Here is a 19,789-nt window from a genome sequence, read left to right on the forward strand (position 1 = left end):
ACGGCAACAATAGGGTCGAATTTCCTATGCTGGTGAAATCACGCCCGCCCGTTTCGAGCCTGCTCCTTGGGGTAGGGCGCCGGTCGCTCGACAATTTTCGCGATACGATGCAGATCGCCAAAAGCCGCCTTGCCACCCGTCCGGCCAGATACCCGAACGTTTTGTGGTCGGTCTGGGTGCTGGTCTGGATTTTGCTGACGGCGGCGGCGTTTGTTCGTCTCGACACCCCGGCCGGAATGCTTCACGGCAAGTGGTCGGCGGGATTTGCCCGGACTGCCGACTTTTTCACCCAGTTCGGCCTGGGTGGCTGGTATCTCATTCCGTCGGCGCTTCTGCTTGTCGCCGCGAACCTGACGGATTGGCGAAGCCTCTCCCGGCGCTCGCTGATGCTCCTCTACAACTGGACCTGCCTGGCTTTTCTGGTGCTGTGCGCCACCGGCCTGTCGGGAATCGCCGTCAATGTGCTGAAATATGCGATTGGCCGGGCTCGCCCGCTCTATTACGAGGACTTTGGCGTGCTTACCCTGCACCCCTTCGCTTTCGATGCGCGCTTCGCCGGCTTTCCATCCGGCCATGGTACGACGATGGGCGCGGTGTTCGGGGTCGCTTTGCTGTTGTTTCCGCGGCGCTGGTACATCGCCCTGGCGATCACTGCCTGCATCGCCTCGACCCGTATCTTCGTTGGCGCGCACTATCCCAGCGACACCGTCGCCGGCTTCGGCCTTGGCTGCGGTTTCGCGCTGGCCTGCGGGCTGGTCTTTGCCCGGCTCGGCTTCATCTTCCGGCCGATGCCTTCGGGACTGCCGGTCCGCAAGACAACGTTTTGGCTGATTGGGCGGAGAAGGAAGGCTTCCTGAGCATTCGAAGTTCAGTTGCCGTCCAGCCCGCCATAGGATCTGACCAGGCCGGCCATGCCGGGCGACTGGTGGTCTTCGCTTTCCAGCCCCTGTGCAACGCCGACGCGATCGGCGACCGGCCGGTTCTGGCTGACCTTCCACTTGCCGTGGATTTCGCTGATCTCGATTTCCAGCCCGATAATGCCTTTGATCTGCGACTGGATGAACGGCTCCGGCGCGTCGGTCACTGCCCAGGGCGCTTGGCGAGCGCCTTCCTGCGACGCCGTCAGATCGGCGATCTGCTGCGCCAGCCAGTCCTGGTCATCCATCACCTTGACTGTGCCGCGAACCTGCACGATGGCATAATTCCAGGTCGGCACCACCTTGCCGGTCTCGCGCTTGGTCTCGTACCAGGACGGCGTCACATAGGCATCGCTGCCCTGGAAGACGATCAATACCGGTGAAGCCGGATTGTCGGCCAGCAGGCGCCATTGCGGGTTGGCCCGCGCCAGATGGGCGCGCAGCCTGCCGTTAGGCCCGATTTCCGCGTCGAGCAGGAACGGGACAGCGTTGGCGACCGGCCCATCGGACCCGTTGGAAATCAACAGGCCCAGCGGATGCGTCCGGATCAGCCCGTGCAGGATTTCCGGCCGCGTTTCCCTGAAATGAGGAGGCTCGTACATCGCCGTCCGTTCTTTTCTTGTTTATCTCAGCCGCTTCGGACGCGGATCCGACAATTCGCCGGCCAGCCGGCGGTCGAGATAGTCGGCGCATTCCTCGAGCAGCAGGTCGGCATCGTTGGCGAAGAAATGGTTGGCGCCGGGCAACGTCTTTTGCGTGATGGTGATGCCCTTCTGCGTGTGCAGCTTGTCGACCAGGCCCTGCACATCCTTCGGCGGCGCCACCTTGTCGGCATCGCCATGGATGATCAGGCCCGATGACGGGCAGGGCGCCAGGAACGAGAAATCATAGGTGTTGGGCTGCGGCGCGATCGAGATGAAGCCTTCGATTTCCGGCCGGCGCATCAGAAGCTGCATGCCGATCCAGGAGCCGAAGGAGTACCCGGCGACCCAGCAACTCTTGGAATCCGGATGCAGCGACTGCACCCAATCCAGCGCCGCGGCGGCATCCGACAACTCGCCGGTGCCGTGGTCGAACTCGCCCTGGCTGCGGCCGATGCCGCGGAAATTGAAGCGCAGCGTGGTGAAATCCCGCTTCTGGAACATGTAGAAGAGGTCGTAGACGATCTTGTTGTTCATCGTGCCGCCGAATTGCGGATGCGGGTGCAGGACGATGGCAATCGGCGCGCTTTTTTCCTTGGAAGGCTGATAGCGACCCTCCAGGCGGCCGGCAGGACCGGTGAAAATGACCTCAGGCATAAAATACTCCACTTGGTAATACGAACGCGCGGTGCCTGGAACGTTTCCTCTGGCCTTGACGCAGGGCGAGCGTCTTCTTAGAAGCTAGTTTAGAATTGTTCAAAACTGGGTGGCAAGACATTGAGCCCGGCCACCCGCGCCGCAAGCCGCGTAAATAGGACGGCTCGCCTTGGAATTTCAAGGAAATAACGCCATACGACATCGGAATGGCTTCTGACGGGACTTGACGGACGAAAATGGCCGCAAAACGCGCCTATCTCGATTATAATGCCAGTGCGCCGCTGCTTGCCGCGGCCCGCGAAGCTATGGTCGGGGCGCTTGACGTCGCCGCCAATCCGTCATCGGTTCACGCCGAGGGGCGGGCGGCCCGCCGTATGATCGAAACCGCCAGGCGTGATGTTGCTGCACTGGTCAACGCCAAGCCCGAGCATGTCGTGTTCACCTCCGGTGCGACGGAAGCAGCCTCGACGCTGCTGTCACCCGACTGGCGGATGGGGCGCGGCACCGTGCGCATGAGCCGACTTTATGTGTCCGAGGCCGATCATCCCTGCCTGTTGAACGGCGGACACTTCCCGGCAGCGCAGCTCACCCGGATCGGCGTCGACGCCAACGGCATCGCCGATCTCGGCGCCTTGGAGTCGGCGCTCGGCGGTCATGACAAGAGCGAAGGCCTGCCGCTGGTCGCCATCCACGCCGCCAACAACGAAACCGGCGTCATCCAGCCGATCGATCGCATCGCCGGGATTGTCAAGGCGGCGGGCGGTATCCTCATTGTCGACGCCGTGCAGGCCGCCGGGCGTGTTTCGATCGATCTATCAGCTGGTTACGCCGATTATCTGATTCTGTCCTCGCACAAGATCGGTGGCCCCAAGGGCGTCGGCGCCATCGTCGCCGCTTCGGATCTGATGATGCCGAAGCCGTTGATCAATGGCGGCGGCCAGGAGAAGGGCCATCGCGGCGGCACCGAAAACCTCGCTGCCATTGCCGGTTTTGGCGCGGCCGCCCGCGAGGCCCTGGCCGGATTGCTGGCAATGGATGCGGTGCGCCAGCGCCGCGACGAAGTCGAGGCCATCGTCAAATCGCTGGTGCCGGACGCGGAAATCTTCGGAACCGGTGCGCCAAGGCTTGCCAATACGGCATTCTTCGTTATTGCGGGCGTCAAAGCCGAAACCGCGCAGATCGCCTTCGATCTGGCCGGTGTAGCGCTGTCGGCCGGCTCCGCCTGTTCGTCGGGCAAGGTCGGACCGAGCCATGTGCTGAAAGCCATGGGATACGGTGACAGCCTCGGCGCCTTGCGCGTGTCGATCGGGCCTGCGACCGGCGCGGAAGACATCGAGTTGTTTCGCGTTGCGCTGACGGGAATCGCTGCACGCAGGGCGGATAGGGAAAAGGCCGCGTGAGCGGTTGGACAATTTCGGGCCTTTCGGCCTGGTAGAGCCGTGCGTTTCATGCTGGCCGGGTGAATTTCCGGTCGAAGCGCACTATATGAAACTTACGCTGCCGCTAGCGCTTCTTTGGCGTTCAATTTTGGCGGTGCCATAGTTTGAAAACTGTCGGGCCTTGACCCCGGCGTGGATGGAGAACGCATATGCCTGCTGTGCAGGACACGATCGATCGGGTCCGAAAGATCGACGTCGACCAATACAAATACGGATTCCAGACCGAAATCGCGATGGACAAGGCCCCCAAGGGCCTCAGCGAAGACATCATCCGTTTCATTTCGGCCAAGAAGGACGAGCCGTCCTGGATGCTGGAATGGCGTCTGGAAGCGTATCGCCGCTGGCTGACGCTTGACGAGCCGACCTGGGCGCGCGTCCACTATCCGAAGATCGATTTCCAGGACATCTATTTCTATGCGGCGCCCAAGAGCACGCCCGGCCCGACCTCGCTCAGCGATGTCGATCCCGAACTCTTGAAGGTCTACGAAAAGCTCGGCATTCCGCTGCGGGAGCAGGAAATCCTTGCCGGTGTGCAGAAGACCGATGCCTCGGAGCTCGAGGAGGTCAGCGATAACGTCTACAAGTCGGGCCGCGTCGCTGTCGACGCCGTGTTCGATTCCGTCTCGGTCGTCACCACTTTCAAGAAGGAGCTGGCGCAGGCCGGCGTCATTTTCTGTTCGATCTCGGAAGCCATCCGCGAGCATCCGGAACTGGTGAAAAAGTATCTCGGCTCGGTCGTGCCGACCTCCGACAATTACTACGCCACGCTGAATTCGGCTGTCTTCACCGACGGCTCGTTCGTCTTCGTGCCCAAGGGCGTGCGCTGCCCGATGGAGCTGTCGACCTATTTCCGCATGAACGAGAAGAACACCGGCCAGTTCGAGCGCACGCTGATCATCGCCGAGGAGAGGGCCTACGTCTCCTATCTCGAGGGCTGCACGGCGCCGCAGCGCGACGAGAACCAGTTGCACGCCGCGGTGGTCGAACTGGTGGCGCTCGACGATGCCGAGATCAAATATTCGACGGTGCAGAACTGGTATCCCGGCGACGCCGAGGGCAAGGGCGGCATCTACAACTTCGTCACCAAGCGCGGCGACTGCCGTGGCGACCGCTCCAAGATTTCGTGGACGCAGGTCGAGACCGGCTCGGCGATCACCTGGAAATATCCGAGCTGCATCCTGCGCGGCGACGATTCCCAAGGCGAGTTCTATTCGATCGCCGTGTCGAACGGCTATCAGCAGGTCGACAGCGGCACCAAGATGATCCATCTCGGCAAGAACACGTCGAGCCGCATCATCTCCAAGGGCATCGCCGCCGGCTTCTCGCAGAACACCTATCGCGGCCAGGTCTCGGCGCATCGCAAGGCGACCAACGCCCGCAACTTCACCAACTGCGACAGTCTGCTGATCGGCGACCAGTGCGGCGCGCACACCGTGCCCTACATGGAAGCCAAGAATTCGACGGCGCAGTTCGAGCACGAAGCGACGACGTCGAAGATTTCCGAGGACCAGAAATTCTACGTCATGCAGCGCGGCATTCCCGAAGAGGAAGCGATCGCGCTGATCGTCAACGGCTTCGTCAAGGACGTCATCCAGCAACTGCCGATGGAATTCGCGGTCGAAGCGCAGAAGCTGATCGGTATTTCGCTGGAAGGTAGCGTTGGGTAACTGAGAAAATGCTGAAGGCCTTGGGAAACGTATTGGTAGGCTCATTGGCGATAGCGCTGTTTCTGGCGATCGCAGGCGCGGTGGTGGCGCTTTTTGGTTCTATCTGGGGTTTTTCGGGTTTGAAGCAGGCTGGCGCCTTTGTTTCCGCCATGGGTGCTTTTTGCTTTTTTGCTGCCCTTGTTCTGTTCCGTTACATTGGCCGGATGAAACCGAGGACACCGAGCAGAGCTGATGGCGGGAGCGTGGGGTGACAAAGCCGCCCAAACGCGTATCCACAGAAAAGCACGTCTATCTGCGGGATCGGATGAACGGTTGGTCTGCGGGTCTGGAACTGGCGTTGTGGTTGGGCGCGATGGGCGTTGCTTGGCTCGTCGCCGCCTATTCGCCGGATGGCTTTTGGCCCGGGCTTTGGGAAGCCCTGAAGCAGTTGTTAAATCGAGTTTAGCCGGGCAGACGGCTACGGACAGGACGAATAGAAATGCTTGAAATCAGAAACCTGCACGCCCGCATCGTCGATGACGGCACCGAAATCATCCGCGGCTTGACCCTGACGGTGCAAGCCGGCGAGGTCGCCGCGATCATGGGGCCGAACGGCTCGGGAAAATCGACGCTGTCCTACATTCTCGCCGGCCGCGAGGACTATGAAGTGACCGAAGGCGACATCCTCTACAACGGCCAGTCGATCCTCGAAATGGATCCGGCCGAGCGCGCCACGTCAGGCATCTTCCTCGCCTTCCAGTATCCGATGGAGATACCGGGCGTTGCGACCATGGAATTCCTGAAAGTGGCGATGAACGAGCAGCGCAAGGCACGTGGCGAGGAGCCGCTGAAGATCCCGGAATTCCTGAAGCGCGTGAAGGAAGCCGCCGCCTCGCTCAGCATGGACATGGCGATGCTCAAGCGGCCGCTCAATGTCGGCTTCTCCGGCGGCGAGAAGAAGCGCGCCGAGATCCTGCAGATGAAGCTGCTGGAGCCGAAATTGTGCGTGCTCGACGAGACTGATTCCGGCCTCGACATCGATGCGCTGAAGATCGTTTCCGACGGCGTCAACGCGCTGCGCGCGCCGGACCGGGCGTTCCTGGTCATCACCCACTACCAGCGCCTGCTTGAGCACATCGTGCCCGACACCGTGCACGTGCTCTACAAGGGCCAGGTCATCAAGTCAGGCGACAAGTCGCTGGCGCTCGACCTGGAAGCCAATGGCTATGCCGGCGTGATCGGCGAAGCCGCGTGAGATGCCAGAGGGCAAGGTCAAACTAATGAATATGCACGCACAGCCCCAGCGGACACCGGCCGAGACAGCGTTGATCGACGCGTTCGGCGACCGATTGTCGCTGCTGCCGGGCGACGGCGCGGTGATGCTGAAGCGCGACGACGCCATCGAGACGATCAAGCACGGCCTGCCGACGCGGCGCGTCGAATCCTGGCACTATACCGACCTGCGGCGGTTGCTGAATACCGTGCCGGACTTCGACCCGGCCGCCATGGCTAAAGCCATCGCACCGATCGTCGAGGGTTCTGCCGTGGTGTCGATCCTGAACGGCAAGTCCGACGCGAAGGTGCCTGTCCTTGAAGGCGTCACCTTCCAGCGCCTTTCGGAAAAGCTGGTCGACGGCAGCATCGCACCGGGGCTCGATCCCTATGGCAGCGACGACGCAATCGGCGCGCTGAACACGGCTTTCGTCGCCGACGGGTATTTTGTCGACATCGCCGATGGTGTGGAACTTGAAAAGCCGATCGAACTGCAGAACCTGCAGGCCGGCGGCCAGACGCATGTGCGCCTGCCCGTGCGTGTCGGCGCCGGCGCCAAGGCCGTCATCGTCGAACGGCAGACGGGTGATGGCGCTGCCTTGAGCAGCTCGGTCAGTCAGATCGTGCTCGACGAGGGCGCCGAGGTGACGTGGCTGGTCGTCCAGGAGCAGCCGGAAACGGCGACGCATCTGGCGCAGTTCAAGGCCCATATCGGCAAGAATGCGAAACTGACGCTGTTCGTCATGAACGCCGGCGGCAAGCTCGTGCGCCAGGAGATCATGGTCAGGACGACTGGCGAAGGCGCCGATTTCAAGCTTCGCGGCATCAACCTGCTGGCCGGCGACACCCACACAGACGTGACCATGGTGCTCGACCACGCCGTGCCGCACACGACCTCTACGGAAGTGATCCGCAATGTGGTGACGGGCAAGGCGCGCGGTGTGTTCCAGGGCCGCATCAACGTCCATCAATATGCGCAGAAGACCAACGCGAAGATGGCCTGCAACACGCTGTTGCTGTCGGACGATGGCGAGTTCTCGACCAAGCCCGAGCTTGAAATCTTCGCCGACGACGTGATTTGCGGCCACGGCGCGACGGTCACTGAAATCGACCACGACCATCTGTTCTACCTGATGGCGCGCGGCGTCGACGAGAAAAGCGCGCGGGGGTTGCTCGTGAAGGCCTTCGTCGCGGAGGTGATCGAGGAACTGGACGACGAAGCGATTGTCGAGGCGCTGGAAGCGCGGCTCGACGACTGGTTCGTGGCACACGGGTGACCTGATGAACGCTCCAGGCAAGATCGGAGATTTCTACGACGTCGAAGCGATCCGCCGCGATTTCCCGATCCTGTCGCGGGAAGTCTACGGCAAGCCGCTGGTCTATCTCGACAATGGCGCCTCGGCACAGAAGCCGCAGGTGGTGCTGGACACAATCCAGCATGCCTATTCCCAGGAATACGCCAACGTCCATCGCGGCCTGCATTTTCTCTCGAACGCCGCGACCGACGCCTACGAAAAGGCCCGTGAGACGGTGCGCCGCTTCCTCAACGCGCCAAGCACCGAAAACATCGTCTTCACCTCGAACACGACCTCCGCCGTCAATACCGTCGCCTATGGCTATGGCATGCCCAACATCGGCGAGGGCGACGAGATCGTACTGTCGATCATGGAGCACCACTCCAACATCGTGCCGTGGCATTTCATCCGCGAGCGGCAGGGCGCCAAGCTGGTCTGGGTGCCGGTCGACGATCTCGGCGTCTTCCACATCGAGGAATTCGAGAAGCGCCTGACCGACCGCACCAAGCTGGTCGCCATCACGCAGATGTCGAACGCGCTGGGCACGGTGACGCCGATCAAGGAGATCGTGCGCATTGCGCATGCGCGTGGAATTCCCGTCCTTGTAGACGGCAGCCAGAGCGCCGTGCATATGCCGATCGATGTGCAGGATCTCGACTGCGACTTCTTCGTCTTCACCGGCCACAAGGTCTACGGCCCGTCGGGCATCGGCGTGCTCTACGGCAAGAAGGACATTCTCGCTGGCATGCGGCCCTTCATGGGCGGCGGCGAGATGATCGAGGAGGTGACGGAAGACATCGTCACCTACAACGAGCCGCCCCACCGTTTCGAAGCCGGCACGCCGCCGATCGTCCAGGCGATCGGGCTGGGTGCTGCGCTCGACTATATGGAAAAAATCGGCCGCGAGCGCATTGCCGCCCATGAGGAAGACCTCAAGAACTACGCGCATGAGCGGCTGCGCGCCATCAATTCGCTGCGCATCTTCGGCGATGCGCCCGGCAAGGGCGCCATCATCTCGTTTGAGCTGCAAGGCATTCATGCGCATGACGTGTCGATGGTGATCGACAGGCAGGGCGTTGCTGTCCGCGCCGGCACCCATTGCGCCCAGCCGCTGTTGAAACGGTTCGGCGTAACCTCCACATGCAGGGCATCGTTCGGCATGTATAATACCAGGGCCGAAGTCGACGCTTTGGCCGAGGCGCTCGAAAAAGCGCGCAAATTCTTCGGATGATGATTTTTTTGGGTGACGACCATGGATGATGCAAGCATCGCTGCCGAGACCATTCCGGAAACCGCGCCCAATGCGCTGGTTTCGGGATCGGCCATTCCAGCCGACGAACTGGCGCGGCTGACCGACGACATCGTCTCGGCCCTGAAGACCGTCTACGATCCGGAAATTCCGGCCGACATCTACGAACTCGGCCTGATCTATAAGATCGACATCGAGGACAATCGCTCGGTCAAGATCGACATGACGCTGACCGCGCCCGGCTGCCCTGTCGCCGGCGAAATGCCCGGCTGGGTGGAAAACGCCGTCGGCGCCGTCGAAGGCGTGTCCGGCGTCGAGGTCAACATGACTTTCGACCCGCCATGGTCGGCCGACCGCATGTCGGAAGAGGCGCAGGTGGCGGTGGGTTGGTACTAGCCCGACAGAGGCTGGTGCACTTGCGCCAGGGATAAAACTTCACCATTTTAGGTGAGGAATCATTCGGCAGGCCTTGAACCTGCATGGAATGGAAGGAAAAAGAATGGGACGCTTCGCCGTCATCACGATGACCGAAAAGGCCGCCGACCGGGTGCGCGAGATCGTTGCCACCCGCGACAACGCGCACGGCATCCGCCTCGGCATCAAGAAGGGCGGCTGCGCCGGCATGGAATATACGGTCGATCTGGTGACCGAGCCCAACACCAAGGACGACCATATCGAGCGCGATGGCGCGCATGTCTATGTGGCGCCCGAGGCAGCGCTATTCCTGTTCGGCACCGAGATGGATTTCGAGCAGACGACGCTGCGCACTGGCTTCACATTCCGCAATCCGAATCAGAGTTCGGCCTGCGGCTGCGGTGAGTCCGTCGAGTTGAAGCCGGCGGACCTCAAGGCGCTGGCAGAAGCACGCGCCTCGGCCTGATCTTCCAGCCCCGTAAGCGGCAGGGGTGATCGCATATGACTGGCTTGCGCTCTACGAATACCCCCACCCTTAATCCCTCCCCACAAGGGGGAGGGAGACTCGGTAGGCGCTGATTCCGCAAATCCCCGAGGTTTCGACGCCAAAAGGATGGCGCGCGGCAGCGTTCCCTCCCCCTTGTGGGGAGGGTTAGGGTGGGGGTCCTCTTCGTAAAAACCCATATGCAATCGCCCCGCCGTAAACGAGGTGAAGGACGCTAATCCACCCACATGCCCGTCCGCTTGTGCCAGTCGACGATCGATTCCTCGGGATAGACGTCGAAGACCTTGTCATGCTTGCCAACCTCCGGCTCCACCCAGTTCGCCTTGTATTTCAGCATCAGGTGCACCTTGCTTGGCGGAATGGGTAAATCGCTGTCGACCGCCGAGGCGAAGGGATGCACCAGTTCCGGCCATGTAGGGTCGTAGAGCCAAAGGGCCGCCCCGCATTTCTTGCAGAAATTGCGCTCGCCGGTCGAGATTTCGCAATGCGGATGCTCGTCATCCTCGATCTCCGCCCGAAAGACGCCGAGGCTGCGCTTGCCCCTGATGTTCAGTGTTTCGTTGTCCGCACCGAGATTGATGGCAAACCCGCCACCGCCCTGCTGCTTGCGGCAGATCGAACAGTAGCACAGCATGAATGGCGCCGGCGTGTGGCTCTCCACCTCGAAACGCACGGCATTGCAGCGGCAGGACCCTTTGAGCAGGACGGGCATGGCGGGAAACTCCGATCGACCTCACACAACCTGTCAGCATGATTTTGGTTGCGGCGATGACAAGGCCAGACGCCGGTGACATGATCGCGGCATGGACAATGAACGCATCGCCGAACTGTTCGAAGGCCTTGGCCCTGTCAGCATCCGCAAGCTGTTCGGCGGCAAGGGCATCTATTTCGACGGTGTCATCGTCGCCATCGTGCTGCGCGGCGAATTGCTGCTGAAGGCCGACGAGCAAAGCGCGCCCGAGTTCGAGGCCGCCGGCTGCGCGCAATGGACCTATACCGGCTCGCGCCACGGCAAGCTGGTCGCCATGCCCTACTGGAGCGTTCCCGACAGCGCTTTCGATGATCCCGACGAGATGGCGGCCTGGGTACGGCGGGCGTATGCGGCTGGACGGCGGGCGGGGAAGTGATGCCAGCCTTGGGACGGTCGAGGGACACCACCCCCTCTGGCCTGCCGGCCATCTCCCCCGCAAGGGGGGAGATTGGCGGTTTCACCGTCTGCCTGCTTTTTTCAACGTTGAAGATTGGCAGAGGCGTTGACGACATTCGATCTCCCCCCTTGCGGGGGAGATGTCCGGCAGGACAGAGGGGGGTGCTGTCCCGCCGACGTTGGCCTACAACGCCTTCGCAATCCGTGCCGCCAGCCGCGCGTTGTTTTCCACCAGCGCGATGTTGGTCTTGAGGCTCCTGCCGCCGGTCAGTTCGAGGATTTTCGACAGCAGGAAGGGTGTCACCGCCTTGCCGGTCACGTTGAGCGCTTCTGCGGCCTTTTGCGCGGCGTCGATATAGCCCGCCATCTCCTCAGCCGGGATTTCATGGTTTTCCGGCACCGGATTGGCAATCAGCATGCCGCCGGCGAGCCCCAGCGCTGCCCTCGTCTGGTAGAAATGCGCGATCGCTTCCGGCTCGTGCAAGGTCAGCGGCGCGCGGAACGGCGACTGCCGCGACCAGAAGGCGGGCATCGTCTCGCAGCCATGGCCGATCACCGGCACGCCGCGCGTCTCCAGCACCTCCAGCGTCTTTTCGATGTCGAGGATCGCCTTGGCGCCGGCCGAGACGACGATGACCGGGGTGCGCGCCAGCTCGTCGAGATCGGCGGAAATGTCAAAACTCTTTTCGGCGCCCTTGTGCACGCCGCCAATGCCGCCGGTGGCGAACACTTTTATGCCGACCATATGCGCCGCGATCATCGTGGCGGCGACCGTGGTGCCACCGATGCGCCCTTGCGCCACGGCAAAACCGAGATCGGCGCGCGACAGCTTCATGGCGTCGCCCGTCATCGCCAGCGATTCGCGCTCGCCGTCCGAAAGCCCGATCTTTATGCGGCCGCCAACCACGGCGATGGTCGCCGGCACGGCGCCGCCGTCGGTGATGATCTTTTCGACATCGGCCGCCATGGCGCCATTGTCGGGGTAGGGCATGCCATGGGTGATGATGGTGCTTTCCAGCGCCACCACCGGCCGCCCGGCAGCCAGGGCCTGCGCCACCGGCGCGTGGATGTCGATGAAGGGGCGGGCGGTCTCAGGGGTCATCAGGGTCTCCAATCCGGAATGCGGCGCGTCATCGGGACGCGCGGCAACATCGCGGCACTATGAATTCGCCGGTCTCATGCCACTTCCCTGGCATCCGGCACAAGAGCCAACGCTTCCGCGAAGCTCGCCGCGGTGAACTCCGGAACGGCGTTGGCGCTTTCGATGGCAAGCGTCGCCCCGGCAATGCCTTCGCGCAGAGCTGCCCGCAGCGGCAGGCCACGCAGCAAGGCAGCAACCGTAGCGCCCGCCAGCGCATCGCCGGCGCCGGTGACGTCAGCGACCTTTCTTGGCGGCGGCGGCAGGATCGAGAAGGCGCTGGCTTCATCGAAGCCCAGCATGGGCTCGCTGCCCGCCGTCACCACGCCGCTGACGAGGCCGCTGCATCGCAACCCGTCGACGACCTCGCGCTCCGTGGCAGTCGCGGCGACGCCGGCCAGCACCATGGCCTCGCGCCGGTTCATGAAGACGAGCGAGAGCTCCTTCAGCACCGGTATCAGCCGCGTTACCTTGGCAGGCGAGATGGCAATGGCGAAAACCGGCTTGCCCGCGGCGAGCGCCACCAGCCGTTCCAGCGCCGAAGAGGGCAGATTGGCGTCGCACAGGATCGCATCGGCGGCAGCGATCACCTCCCGCACCTTGGAGCGCCTGATCTGCTTGGGAAACGCCAAATCATAGAGCGCCATATCGGCAAAGCCGACGATCAGCTCGCCTTCGCTGTCGATCAGCGCCGTGTAGCTCGGCGTCGTGCGGTCGAGGAAGACCGCCGACAGGTCGGTAATGCCTGCCTCGGCAATGGCTCGCGAAACGGTATCGGCAGCGGCATCGCCGCCGCGAACCGATGTGAGCGACGCGGAGACGCCGCGCCGCACGGCGCTGCGCAAAGCGTTGAAGACGCCGCCGCCGACATCCTCGCGCATCGTGCCGGGATTGGAGGCAGCCGGCACGTAAGCGCCGGACACCTGGCCGCGCCGGTCGATATGGGCGCCGCCTACGGCCAGTATTTTCGCGGATTTCAGCATGCCGGCGATATGACCTTTGTTATTCCAGCCGCACAAGCGCTAGGCTGTGCGACGGAGCTTCGCATGCAAGGCGGCGATTCGGCAGATCGAAAACAACCGAGCCGTCTGGCCCAACGTGTGGTGCATCCCTGATCGAATCCTTGGACAAAAAAAGAACAAATCCGGATAATGTTTGTTTTTCAGATATTTGACCCCTCTTGCCAAATGAGAACAAAAAAGGTACAAATAGGCAGGGATTACGGATTGTCCGGCCTTCATTGACGACCAAGGGGTGATGTATCATGGCTCAGAATTCTTTGCGGCTGGTAGAGGACAAGGCAGTGGACAAATCAAAGGCTCTGGATGCGGCGCTGTCGCAGATCGAGCGGGCTTTCGGCAAGGGCTCGATCATGCGGCTCGGCGCCAACGATCAGGTCGTCGAGATCGAAACGGTGCCGACCGGCTCGCTTGGCCTCGACATCGCGCTTGGTGTCGGTGGCTTGCCGCGCGGTCGCATCATCGAGATCTACGGGCCGGAAAGCTCGGGCAAGACGACGCTGGCGCTGCACACCGTTGCCGAAGCCCAGAAGAAGGGCGGCATCTGCGCCTTCGTCGATGCCGAGCACGCGCTTGACCCGGTCTATGCCCGCAAGCTTGGTGTCGATCTTGAAAATCTTCTGATCTCGCAGCCGGACACCGGTGAGCAGGCGCTGGAAATCTGCGACACGCTGGTGCGCTCCGGCGCCATCGACGTGCTGGTGGTCGATTCGGTCGCGGCGCTGACGCCACGCGCCGAAATTGAAGGTGAGATGGGCGATTCGCTGCCCGGCCTGCAGGCCCGCTTGATGAGCCAGGCGCTGCGCAAGCTGACCGCGTCGATCTCGCGCTCCAACACCATGGTCATCTTCATCAACCAGATCCGCATGAAGATCGGCGTCATGTTTGGTTCGCCCGAGACCACGACGGGCGGCAACGCGCTGAAATTCTACGCTTCGGTGCGTCTTGACATCCGCCGCATCGGCTCGATCAAGGACCGCGACGAGGTTGTCGGCAACCAGACCCGCGTCAAGGTGGTCAAGAACAAGCTGGCGCCGCCCTTCAAGGTGGTCGAATTCGACATCATGTTTGGTGAGGGCGTGTCCAAAACCGGCGAACTGGTCGATCTCGGGGTCAAGGCCGGTATTGTCGAGAAGTCTGGCGCCTGGTTTTCTTATAATTCGCAGCGTCTCGGCCAGGGCCGCGAAAATGCCAAGCTGTTCCTTCGTGACAATCCCGACACGGCACGCGAGATCGAGTTGTCGATCAGGCAGAATGCCGGGCTGATCGCCGAGAAATTCCTCGAGAATGGCGGCCCTGAGCGCGGCGAAGACGACGGTTTCGAGGAAGAATCCGGCGCCATGTAACAGCTTCGTGCGCGATGCCGGCCGGAGTTCGGCCATAATCGCGTTCTATTATCTCAGGCTTATGTAATTGAGTTCCGCGTTATTGCGTTTCGAAACCGCCGGCCCAGTGCCGGCGGTTTTGCGTTTGGCGGCGAAAACAGGCCGGTTCGAATGGCCGGCAAAGGCCGTGGATTGGACCAATTCCGTGTTTCTGGACAGGGTGAGGCGCGGCGGCTAAAAGGCCAAGTCCTAATCTTCTAAAAACGCAGAGCCCATTTCCGCCGGTTTGCCGGCGGCTCTTCCGAAAAGGCAGCATTCATGAGTGGCGTGAACGAGATCCGGTCGACATTTCTCGACTACTTCCGCAAGGAGGGTCACGAGATCGTCGCGTCGAGCCCGCTGGTGCCGCGCAACGATCCGACACTGATGTTCACCAACGCCGGCATGGTGCAGTTCAAGAATGTCTTCACCGGTTTGGAGAAGCGGCCCTATTCGCGCGCTTCGACCGCCCAGAAGAGCGTGCGCGCCGGCGGCAAGCACAACGACCTCGACAATGTCGGCTACACCGCGCGCCATCTGACCTTCTTCGAGATGCTCGGCAATTTTTCCTTTGGCGACTACTTCAAGGAGCGCGCCATCGAGCTTGCCTGGAACCTGATCACCAGGGAGTTCGGGCTGAACAAGGACAAGCTGCTGGTCACCGTCTATCACACGGACGACGAGGCGGCCGGTTTCTGGAAGAAGATCGCCGGGTTTTCCGACGACCGCATCATTCGCATCGCGACATCGGACAATTTCTGGGCGATGGGCGACACCGGCCCGTGCGGTCCGTGTTCGGAGATCTTCATCGACCGCGGCGAACACATCTGGGGCGGCCCTCCCGGCAGCCCGGAGGAGGATGGCGACCGTTTCCTGGAATTCTGGAACCTGGTGTTCATGCAGTATGAACAGGTGACGAAGGAGGAGCGGATCGACCTGCCGCGCCCCTCGATCGACACCGGCATGGGCCTGGAGCGCATGGCGTCCATCCTGCAAGGGGTGGAAAGCGTCTTCGAGACCGATCTGTTCCGTCACCTGATCGACGCGGCCTCGTCCGCGATCGGGCATGGTCCCGACAAGGAGACTGTCGCGTCCTACCGGGTCATTGCCGATCATCTGCGCTCGTCCTCCTTCCTGGTCGCCGATGGCGTGCTGCCTTCGAACGAAGGCCGTGGCTATGTCCTGCGCCGCATCATGCGCCGCGCCATGCGTCATGCGCAGTTGCTCGGTGCCAACGAACCGCTGATGTGGAAGCTGGTGCCGGCGCTGGTGCGCGAAATGGGTCAGGCCTATCCGGAACTGCTGCGCGGCGAACAGTTGATCACCGAGACGCTGAAGCTCGAGGAGACCAGGTTTCGCAAGACGCTGGTGCGCGGCCTCGGCCTGCTTTCGGAGGCGACCGAAACGCTTCATGCCGGCGACATGCTGGATGGCGAGACGGCCTTCAAGCTCTACGACACCTATGGCTTCCCGCTCGATTTGACGCAGGACGCGCTGCGCCAGCGCAGCATCTCGGTCGATCTTGCCGGCTTCACCAATGCGATGGAGCAGCAGAAGGCCGAGGCGCGCAAGCACTGGGCCGGGTCCGGCGACGCGGCGACCGAGACCATCTGGTTCTCCGTGCGCGAGAAGGCCGGCGCCACCGAGTTCCTCGGATATGAGACTGAAGCTGCCGAAGGCATCATCCAGGCGCTGGTCAGGGACGGCAAGACCGTCGACAGCGCCGGCAAGGGCGACGCGGTGGCGATCGTCGTCAACCAGACGCCGTTCTATGCCGAGTCCGGCGGCCAGATGGGTGACACCGGTGTCATCTCCGGCGAAGGGTTCTCGATCGAGGTTTCCGACACGCAGAAGAAGGCCGACGGGCTGTTCGTGCATATCGGCAAGGTTGCCAGCGGCACGGTCAAGACGGGCGCCGCCGTCGAACTGAAGGTAGATCATGCGCGCCGCTCCAGGTTGCGCGCCAACCATTCCGCGACGCATTTGATCCATGAGGCTCTGCGCGAGGTGCTGGGCAGCCATGTCGCGCAGAAGGGCTCGCTGGTGGCGCCGGAGCGTCTGCGCTTCGACATTTCGCACAACAAGCCCATTTCACCGGAAGACCTCGAAGAGGTCGAGCGCATGGCCAACGAGATCGTCGTCCAGAACGGCCCGGTGTCCACGCGCCTGATGTCGGTCGACGATGCCATTGCCGAAGGCGCCATGGCGCTGTTCGGCGAGAAATATGGCGACGAAGTGCGCGTCGTGTCGATGGGCACCGGCGTGCATGGCGCCAAGGCCAACCGGCCCTATTCGGTCGAGCTCTGCGGTGGCACGCATGTCCGGGCGACCGGCGATATCGGCCTGGTGCGTGTCGTGTCGGACAGCGCGGTCGCCGCCGGCGTGCGCCGCATCGAGGCGCTGACCGGCGAAGCCGCGCGCAAACATCTCGACGAGCAGGACCGGCGTTTGAAGGCGACGGCGGCCGTGCTCAAGATTTCGCCGGCCGATGTGCCGGCGCGCGTCGAGACGCTGCTCGAAGAGCGCAAGAAGCTCGAGAAGGAATTGACCGAGGCGCGCAAGAAGCTGGCGCTGGGCGGGGGATCGTCAGCCGATGCTCCAGCCGCCAATGAGACGGTCGCCGGTGTCGGCTTCCTCGGCAAGACGGTCTCCGGTGTCTCGCCGAAGGATTTGAAGCCGCTGGCCGATGCCGGCAAGAGCTCGCTCGGCTCCGGCGTCGTCGTCTTCGTCGGCGCCGGCGAAGACAACAAGGCAAGCGTCGTGGTGGCCGTCACCGACGACCTCATCGGCCGCTTCAGCGCCGTCGACCTTGTCCGCGTGGCCTCCGCCGCATTGGGCGGGCAGGGCGGCGGCGGGCGGCCCGACATGGCCCAGGCCGGTGGCCCCGACGCTTCCAAGGCCGATGATGCGATTGCAGCGGTGAGGGCGGCACTCGAAGCGGCGTAGGCAAGTGGGTTGAATTATAGCAACGGTTGGAGGGCCAGCGCCCCCCTCTGTCCTGCCGGACATTTCCCGCACTTGGGGGGAGATCGGACGTCGCGTCGGCTTTCGCCAATCTACCGCGTGGAAATACGACCGCGCCGGAATAGGCGCCTTAGCGGACGCTGCCAATCTCCCCACTCGTGGGGGAGATGTCCGGCAGGACAGAGGCGGGCGCTGTCCCGCGGACGTCTCTTATCAGCCGACTTTTTCAGTCCGCACGAAGCTCGGCCGAGCCGCAATGCGCGTATACCAGTCCAGGATATCAGGGAACTCGGCCAGCACCTTTTGCCCCTCGCTGACCTTGACGAAATAGCCAATGATCGGCGCCGCATACAGGTCGGCCAGCGTCAGCTGATCGCCGAGCAGCCACGGTCCCGGAGCCTTGAGCGCGGCAAGCACCCGCAGCGCCGTTTCTGCCTGGTGCAGCCCGCCGGCGATCAGCGCCTCGTCTGGCGCCTCTTTCTCCAGCCGCTCGACGGCGACATCCCAGACCAACGACCTGTAGGCGTAGGCGTCGAGTATGCCGATGATCTGGTTCATGGTTGCGCGGCCGCGAGGCTCCGTCGCTTGCAGGGCCGGCCCGTCAAACACCTCGTCGACATATCTTGCGATCGCGCTTGTCTCGAAGAGGCGAAACCCGTCATGCTCGAAGGCCGGGATGCGGCCGAACGGATGATGCTCGAAATACCAGGCGGGAACGCCATCGGCGGCAAAGACATCGACCGGCACAAGCTCGTAGTCGATGCCTTTTTCCGCGAGTACGAGGCGGACGATGCGTAGATAGACGCTGTACTCCGCCCCGTAGACGATGGGCTTGCCCATCTTGCTTACTTGTCAGGCCATCGCCTTCTGCAGGTTCTCGTCGATCTTGTCGAGGAAACCGGTGGTCGACAGCCAGGGCTGGTCGGGGCCGATCAAGAGCGACAGGTCCTTGGTCATGAAGCCGGACTCGACCGTCTGGATGCAGACCTTTTCCAGCGTTTCGGAGAAACGCTTCAGGTCGGCATTGTCGTCGAGCTTGGCGCGGTGCGCGAGGCCGCGCGTCCAGGCGAAGATCGAGGCGATCGAATTGGTCGAGGTTTCCTCGCCCTTCTGATGCTGGCGATAATGGCGGGTGACGGTGCCATGCGCGGCTTCGGCTTCCACGGTCTTGCCGTCCGGTGTCATCAGCACCGATGTCATCAGGCCGAGCGAGCCGAAACCCTGAGCAACCGTGTCGGACTGCACGTCACCGTCATAGTTCTTGCAGGCCCAGACATAGCCGCCCGACCATTTCAGGGCGGAGGCCACCATGTCGTCGATCAGGCGGTGCTCGTACCACAGCTTCTTCGACTTGAACTCGGCCTCGAATTCAGCCTCGTAGACCTCCTGGAAGATGTCCTTGAAGCGGCCGTCATAGGCCTTGAGGATAGTGTTCTTGGTCGACAGATAGACCGGATAGTTGCGCAGCAGGCCGTAGTTCAGCGAGGCGCGGGCAAACTCGCGGATCGAGTCGTCGAGATTGTACATGGCCATGGCGACACCGGCGCCGGGCGCGTCGTACACATCGTGCTCGATCACCTGGCCGTCCTCACCCACGAATTTGATGGTCAGCTTGCCCTTGCCGGGGAAGCGGAAATCGGTGGCGCGGTACTGGTCGCCGAAGGCATGACGGCCGACGATGATCGGCTTGGTCCAGCCGGGCACCAGGCGCGGCACGTTCTTCATGATGATCGGCTCGCGGAAGATGGTGCCGCCGAGGATGTTGCGGATGGTGCCGTTCGGCGACTTCCACATCTTCTTCAGCTTGAACTCCTCGACGCGCTGTTCGTCGGGCGTGATCGTCGCGCATTTCACGCCGACGCCGTGTTTCTTGATGGCGTTGGCCGAATCGATGGTCACCTGGTCGTTGGTGGCGTCGCGATGCTCGATGCCGAGGTCGTAATATTCAAGCTTGAGGTCGAGATAAGGGTGGATCAGCTTGTCCTTGATGAACTGCCAGATGATGCGGGTCATCTCGTCGCCGTCGAGTTCGACGACCGGGTTCGCCACCTTGATCTTCGCCATGAAAGAATGCCTCGTTGCTGGGATATGGGACGGCCTTGCCCGCGTGGCGTTGGGCCGG

The 19,789-nt window shown here is 62.5% G+C and carries 20 protein-coding genes; 13 read left to right on the forward strand and 7 right to left on the reverse strand.

From position 1 onward, the window contains the following. Positions 1-26 precede the first annotated feature (26 nt). Entirely contained in the window at positions 27-857 is an 831-nt protein-coding gene (locus NKJ37_RS05435; protein ID WP_352673846.1) for a phosphatase PAP2 family protein, read from the forward strand. A gap of 11 nt (positions 858-868) precedes the next feature. On the opposite strand, the gene NKJ37_RS05440 is transcribed toward NKJ37_RS05435, so the two are convergent. Beyond that, the gene (locus NKJ37_RS05440; RefSeq protein ID WP_352440138.1) at positions 869-1,519 is read right to left on the reverse strand and encodes an FMN-binding negative transcriptional regulator; all 651 of its coding nucleotides are present in this window, start codon (positions 1,517-1,519) and stop codon (positions 869-871) included. 21 nt (positions 1,520-1,540) lie between these two features. After that, a complete protein-coding gene (locus NKJ37_RS05445; protein WP_023669128.1) occupies positions 1,541-2,215 on the reverse strand; it encodes an alpha/beta hydrolase in 675 nt (224 codons plus the stop codon). 236 nt (positions 2,216-2,451) lie between these two features. Between NKJ37_RS05445 and NKJ37_RS05450 the strand changes: the two genes are divergently transcribed. The 9 genes from NKJ37_RS05450 to sufA all read left to right on the forward strand — a co-directional run bounded on the left by NKJ37_RS05450 (position 2,452) and on the right by sufA (position 9,996). After that, positions 2,452-3,615: a cysteine desulfurase family protein gene (locus tag NKJ37_RS05450; RefSeq protein ID WP_352673845.1), complete on the forward strand. Its 1,164-nt coding sequence runs from the start codon at positions 2,452-2,454 to the stop codon at positions 3,613-3,615. A 188-nt stretch (positions 3,616-3,803) separates the two neighbouring features. Beyond that, positions 3,804-5,321, forward strand: coding sequence for a Fe-S cluster assembly protein SufB (sufB, locus tag NKJ37_RS05455; protein WP_352673843.1), 1,518 nt, complete (start codon positions 3,804-3,806; stop codon positions 5,319-5,321). Positions 5,322-5,329: 8 nt separating this feature from the next. Beyond that, positions 5,330-5,572 carry a hypothetical protein gene (locus NKJ37_RS05460; protein WP_352773104.1) on the forward strand — a complete coding sequence of 81 codons (243 nt, stop codon included), beginning with the start codon at positions 5,330-5,332 and terminating at the stop codon, positions 5,570-5,572. Further along, the gene (locus tag NKJ37_RS05465) at positions 5,569-5,766 is read left to right on the forward strand and encodes a hypothetical protein (protein WP_352773107.1); all 198 of its coding nucleotides are present in this window, start codon (positions 5,569-5,571) and stop codon (positions 5,764-5,766) included. Before NKJ37_RS05460 ends, NKJ37_RS05465 begins: the two co-directional genes overlap by 4 nt. 33 nt (positions 5,767-5,799) lie before the next feature. Continuing rightward, entirely contained in the window at positions 5,800-6,555 is a 756-nt protein-coding gene (sufC, locus tag NKJ37_RS05470; RefSeq protein WP_352720369.1) for a Fe-S cluster assembly ATPase SufC, read from the forward strand. Between the two features lie 25 nt (positions 6,556-6,580). Continuing rightward, positions 6,581-7,849 carry a Fe-S cluster assembly protein SufD gene (sufD, locus tag NKJ37_RS05475; RefSeq protein ID WP_352773110.1) on the forward strand — a complete coding sequence of 423 codons (1,269 nt, stop codon included), beginning with the start codon at positions 6,581-6,583 and terminating at the stop codon, positions 7,847-7,849. Between the two features lie 4 nt (positions 7,850-7,853). Continuing rightward, positions 7,854-9,098, forward strand: a complete 1,245-nt coding sequence (locus tag NKJ37_RS05480) for a cysteine desulfurase (protein ID WP_352773112.1) — start codon at positions 7,854-7,856, stop codon at positions 9,096-9,098. Between the two features lie 21 nt (positions 9,099-9,119). Beyond that, a complete protein-coding gene (locus NKJ37_RS05485; protein ID WP_023810315.1) occupies positions 9,120-9,512 on the forward strand; it encodes an SUF system Fe-S cluster assembly protein in 393 nt (130 codons plus the stop codon). 103 nt (positions 9,513-9,615) lie between these two features. Continuing rightward, entirely contained in the window at positions 9,616-9,996 is a 381-nt protein-coding gene (gene sufA, locus NKJ37_RS05490) for a Fe-S cluster assembly scaffold SufA (protein WP_023810316.1), read from the forward strand. Between the two features lie 253 nt (positions 9,997-10,249). On the opposite strand, the gene NKJ37_RS05495 is transcribed toward sufA, so the two are convergent. Beyond that, positions 10,250-10,747, reverse strand: coding sequence for a GFA family protein (locus NKJ37_RS05495; protein ID WP_352720364.1), 498 nt, complete (start codon positions 10,745-10,747; stop codon positions 10,250-10,252). Between the two features lie 91 nt (positions 10,748-10,838). Here NKJ37_RS05495 and NKJ37_RS05500 point away from each other — a divergent pair, with 91 nt between their 5' ends. After that, the gene (locus NKJ37_RS05500) at positions 10,839-11,162 is read left to right on the forward strand and encodes a TfoX/Sxy family protein (protein WP_352773115.1); all 324 of its coding nucleotides are present in this window, start codon (positions 10,839-10,841) and stop codon (positions 11,160-11,162) included. Between the two features lie 204 nt (positions 11,163-11,366). Here NKJ37_RS05500 and NKJ37_RS05505 read toward each other — a convergent pair whose 3' ends face one another. Together NKJ37_RS05505 and NKJ37_RS05510 are read right to left on the reverse strand one after the other, a co-directional pair. Then, on the reverse strand, positions 11,367-12,284 hold the full coding sequence (locus NKJ37_RS05505) for a pseudouridine-5'-phosphate glycosidase (RefSeq protein ID WP_352773117.1): 918 nt from the start codon (positions 12,282-12,284) through the stop codon (positions 11,367-11,369). A 74-nt stretch (positions 12,285-12,358) separates the two neighbouring features. Next, positions 12,359-13,303 carry a carbohydrate kinase family protein gene (locus tag NKJ37_RS05510; protein WP_352773120.1) on the reverse strand — a complete coding sequence of 315 codons (945 nt, stop codon included), beginning with the start codon at positions 13,301-13,303 and terminating at the stop codon, positions 12,359-12,361. Positions 13,304-13,584: 281 nt separating this feature from the next. On the opposite strand from NKJ37_RS05510, the gene recA reads away from it, so the two are divergent. Further along, positions 13,585-14,685 carry a recombinase RecA gene (recA, locus tag NKJ37_RS05515; protein ID WP_023810321.1) on the forward strand — a complete coding sequence of 367 codons (1,101 nt, stop codon included), beginning with the start codon at positions 13,585-13,587 and terminating at the stop codon, positions 14,683-14,685. Between the two features lie 297 nt (positions 14,686-14,982). Continuing rightward, a complete protein-coding gene (alaS, locus tag NKJ37_RS05520) occupies positions 14,983-17,649 on the forward strand; it encodes an alanine--tRNA ligase (RefSeq protein WP_352773123.1) in 2,667 nt (888 codons plus the stop codon). 231 nt (positions 17,650-17,880) lie between these two features. On the opposite strand, the gene NKJ37_RS05525 is transcribed toward alaS, so the two are convergent. Next, on the reverse strand, positions 17,881-18,507 hold the full coding sequence (locus NKJ37_RS05525) for a glutathione S-transferase family protein (protein WP_352773124.1): 627 nt from the start codon (positions 18,505-18,507) through the stop codon (positions 17,881-17,883). Between the two features lie 12 nt (positions 18,508-18,519). Then, entirely contained in the window at positions 18,520-19,731 is a 1,212-nt protein-coding gene (locus NKJ37_RS05530) for an NADP-dependent isocitrate dehydrogenase (protein ID WP_127321786.1), read from the reverse strand. Positions 19,732-19,789: the final 58 nt, after the last annotated feature.

Origin of the sequence: Mesorhizobium sp. M0140 (assembly GCF_040322475.1) — a bacterium.
GTDB lineage: Bacteria > Pseudomonadota > Alphaproteobacteria > Rhizobiales > Rhizobiaceae > Mesorhizobium.

Coding starts and splice junctions, on each gene's coding strand:
- sufD (WP_352773110.1), top strand. CDS start 6,581: ATGAATATGCACGCACAGCCCCAGCGGACACCGGCCGAGACAGCGTTG.
- NKJ37_RS05445 (WP_023669128.1), bottom strand. CDS start 2,215: ATGCCTGAGGTCATTTTCACCGGTCCTGCCGGCCGCCTGGAGGGTCGC.
- NKJ37_RS05495 (WP_352720364.1), bottom strand. CDS start 10,747: ATGCCCGTCCTGCTCAAAGGGTCCTGCCGCTGCAATGCCGTGCGTTTC.
- NKJ37_RS05510 (WP_352773120.1), bottom strand. CDS start 13,303: ATGCTGAAATCCGCGAAAATACTGGCCGTAGGCGGCGCCCATATCGAC.
- sufA (WP_023810316.1), top strand. CDS start 9,616: ATGGGACGCTTCGCCGTCATCACGATGACCGAAAAGGCCGCCGACCGG.
- NKJ37_RS05460 (WP_352773104.1), top strand. CDS start 5,330: ATGCTGAAGGCCTTGGGAAACGTATTGGTAGGCTCATTGGCGATAGCG.
- NKJ37_RS05505 (WP_352773117.1), bottom strand. CDS start 12,284: ATGACCCCTGAGACCGCCCGCCCCTTCATCGACATCCACGCGCCGGTG.
- sufC (WP_352720369.1), top strand. CDS start 5,800: ATGCTTGAAATCAGAAACCTGCACGCCCGCATCGTCGATGACGGCACC.
- recA (WP_023810321.1), top strand. CDS start 13,585: ATGGCTCAGAATTCTTTGCGGCTGGTAGAGGACAAGGCAGTGGACAAA.
- NKJ37_RS05450 (WP_352673845.1), top strand. CDS start 2,452: ATGGCCGCAAAACGCGCCTATCTCGATTATAATGCCAGTGCGCCGCTG.
- NKJ37_RS05530 (WP_127321786.1), bottom strand. CDS start 19,731: ATGGCGAAGATCAAGGTGGCGAACCCGGTCGTCGAACTCGACGGCGAC.
- alaS (WP_352773123.1), top strand. CDS start 14,983: ATGAGTGGCGTGAACGAGATCCGGTCGACATTTCTCGACTACTTCCGC.
- sufB (WP_352673843.1), top strand. CDS start 3,804: ATGCCTGCTGTGCAGGACACGATCGATCGGGTCCGAAAGATCGACGTC.
- NKJ37_RS05525 (WP_352773124.1), bottom strand. CDS start 18,507: ATGGGCAAGCCCATCGTCTACGGGGCGGAGTACAGCGTCTATCTACGC.
- NKJ37_RS05485 (WP_023810315.1), top strand. CDS start 9,120: ATGGATGATGCAAGCATCGCTGCCGAGACCATTCCGGAAACCGCGCCC.
- NKJ37_RS05435 (WP_352673846.1), top strand. CDS start 27: ATGCTGGTGAAATCACGCCCGCCCGTTTCGAGCCTGCTCCTTGGGGTA.
- NKJ37_RS05500 (WP_352773115.1), top strand. CDS start 10,839: ATGGACAATGAACGCATCGCCGAACTGTTCGAAGGCCTTGGCCCTGTC.
- NKJ37_RS05440 (WP_352440138.1), bottom strand. CDS start 1,519: ATGTACGAGCCTCCTCATTTCAGGGAAACGCGGCCGGAAATCCTGCAC.
- NKJ37_RS05480 (WP_352773112.1), top strand. CDS start 7,854: ATGAACGCTCCAGGCAAGATCGGAGATTTCTACGACGTCGAAGCGATC.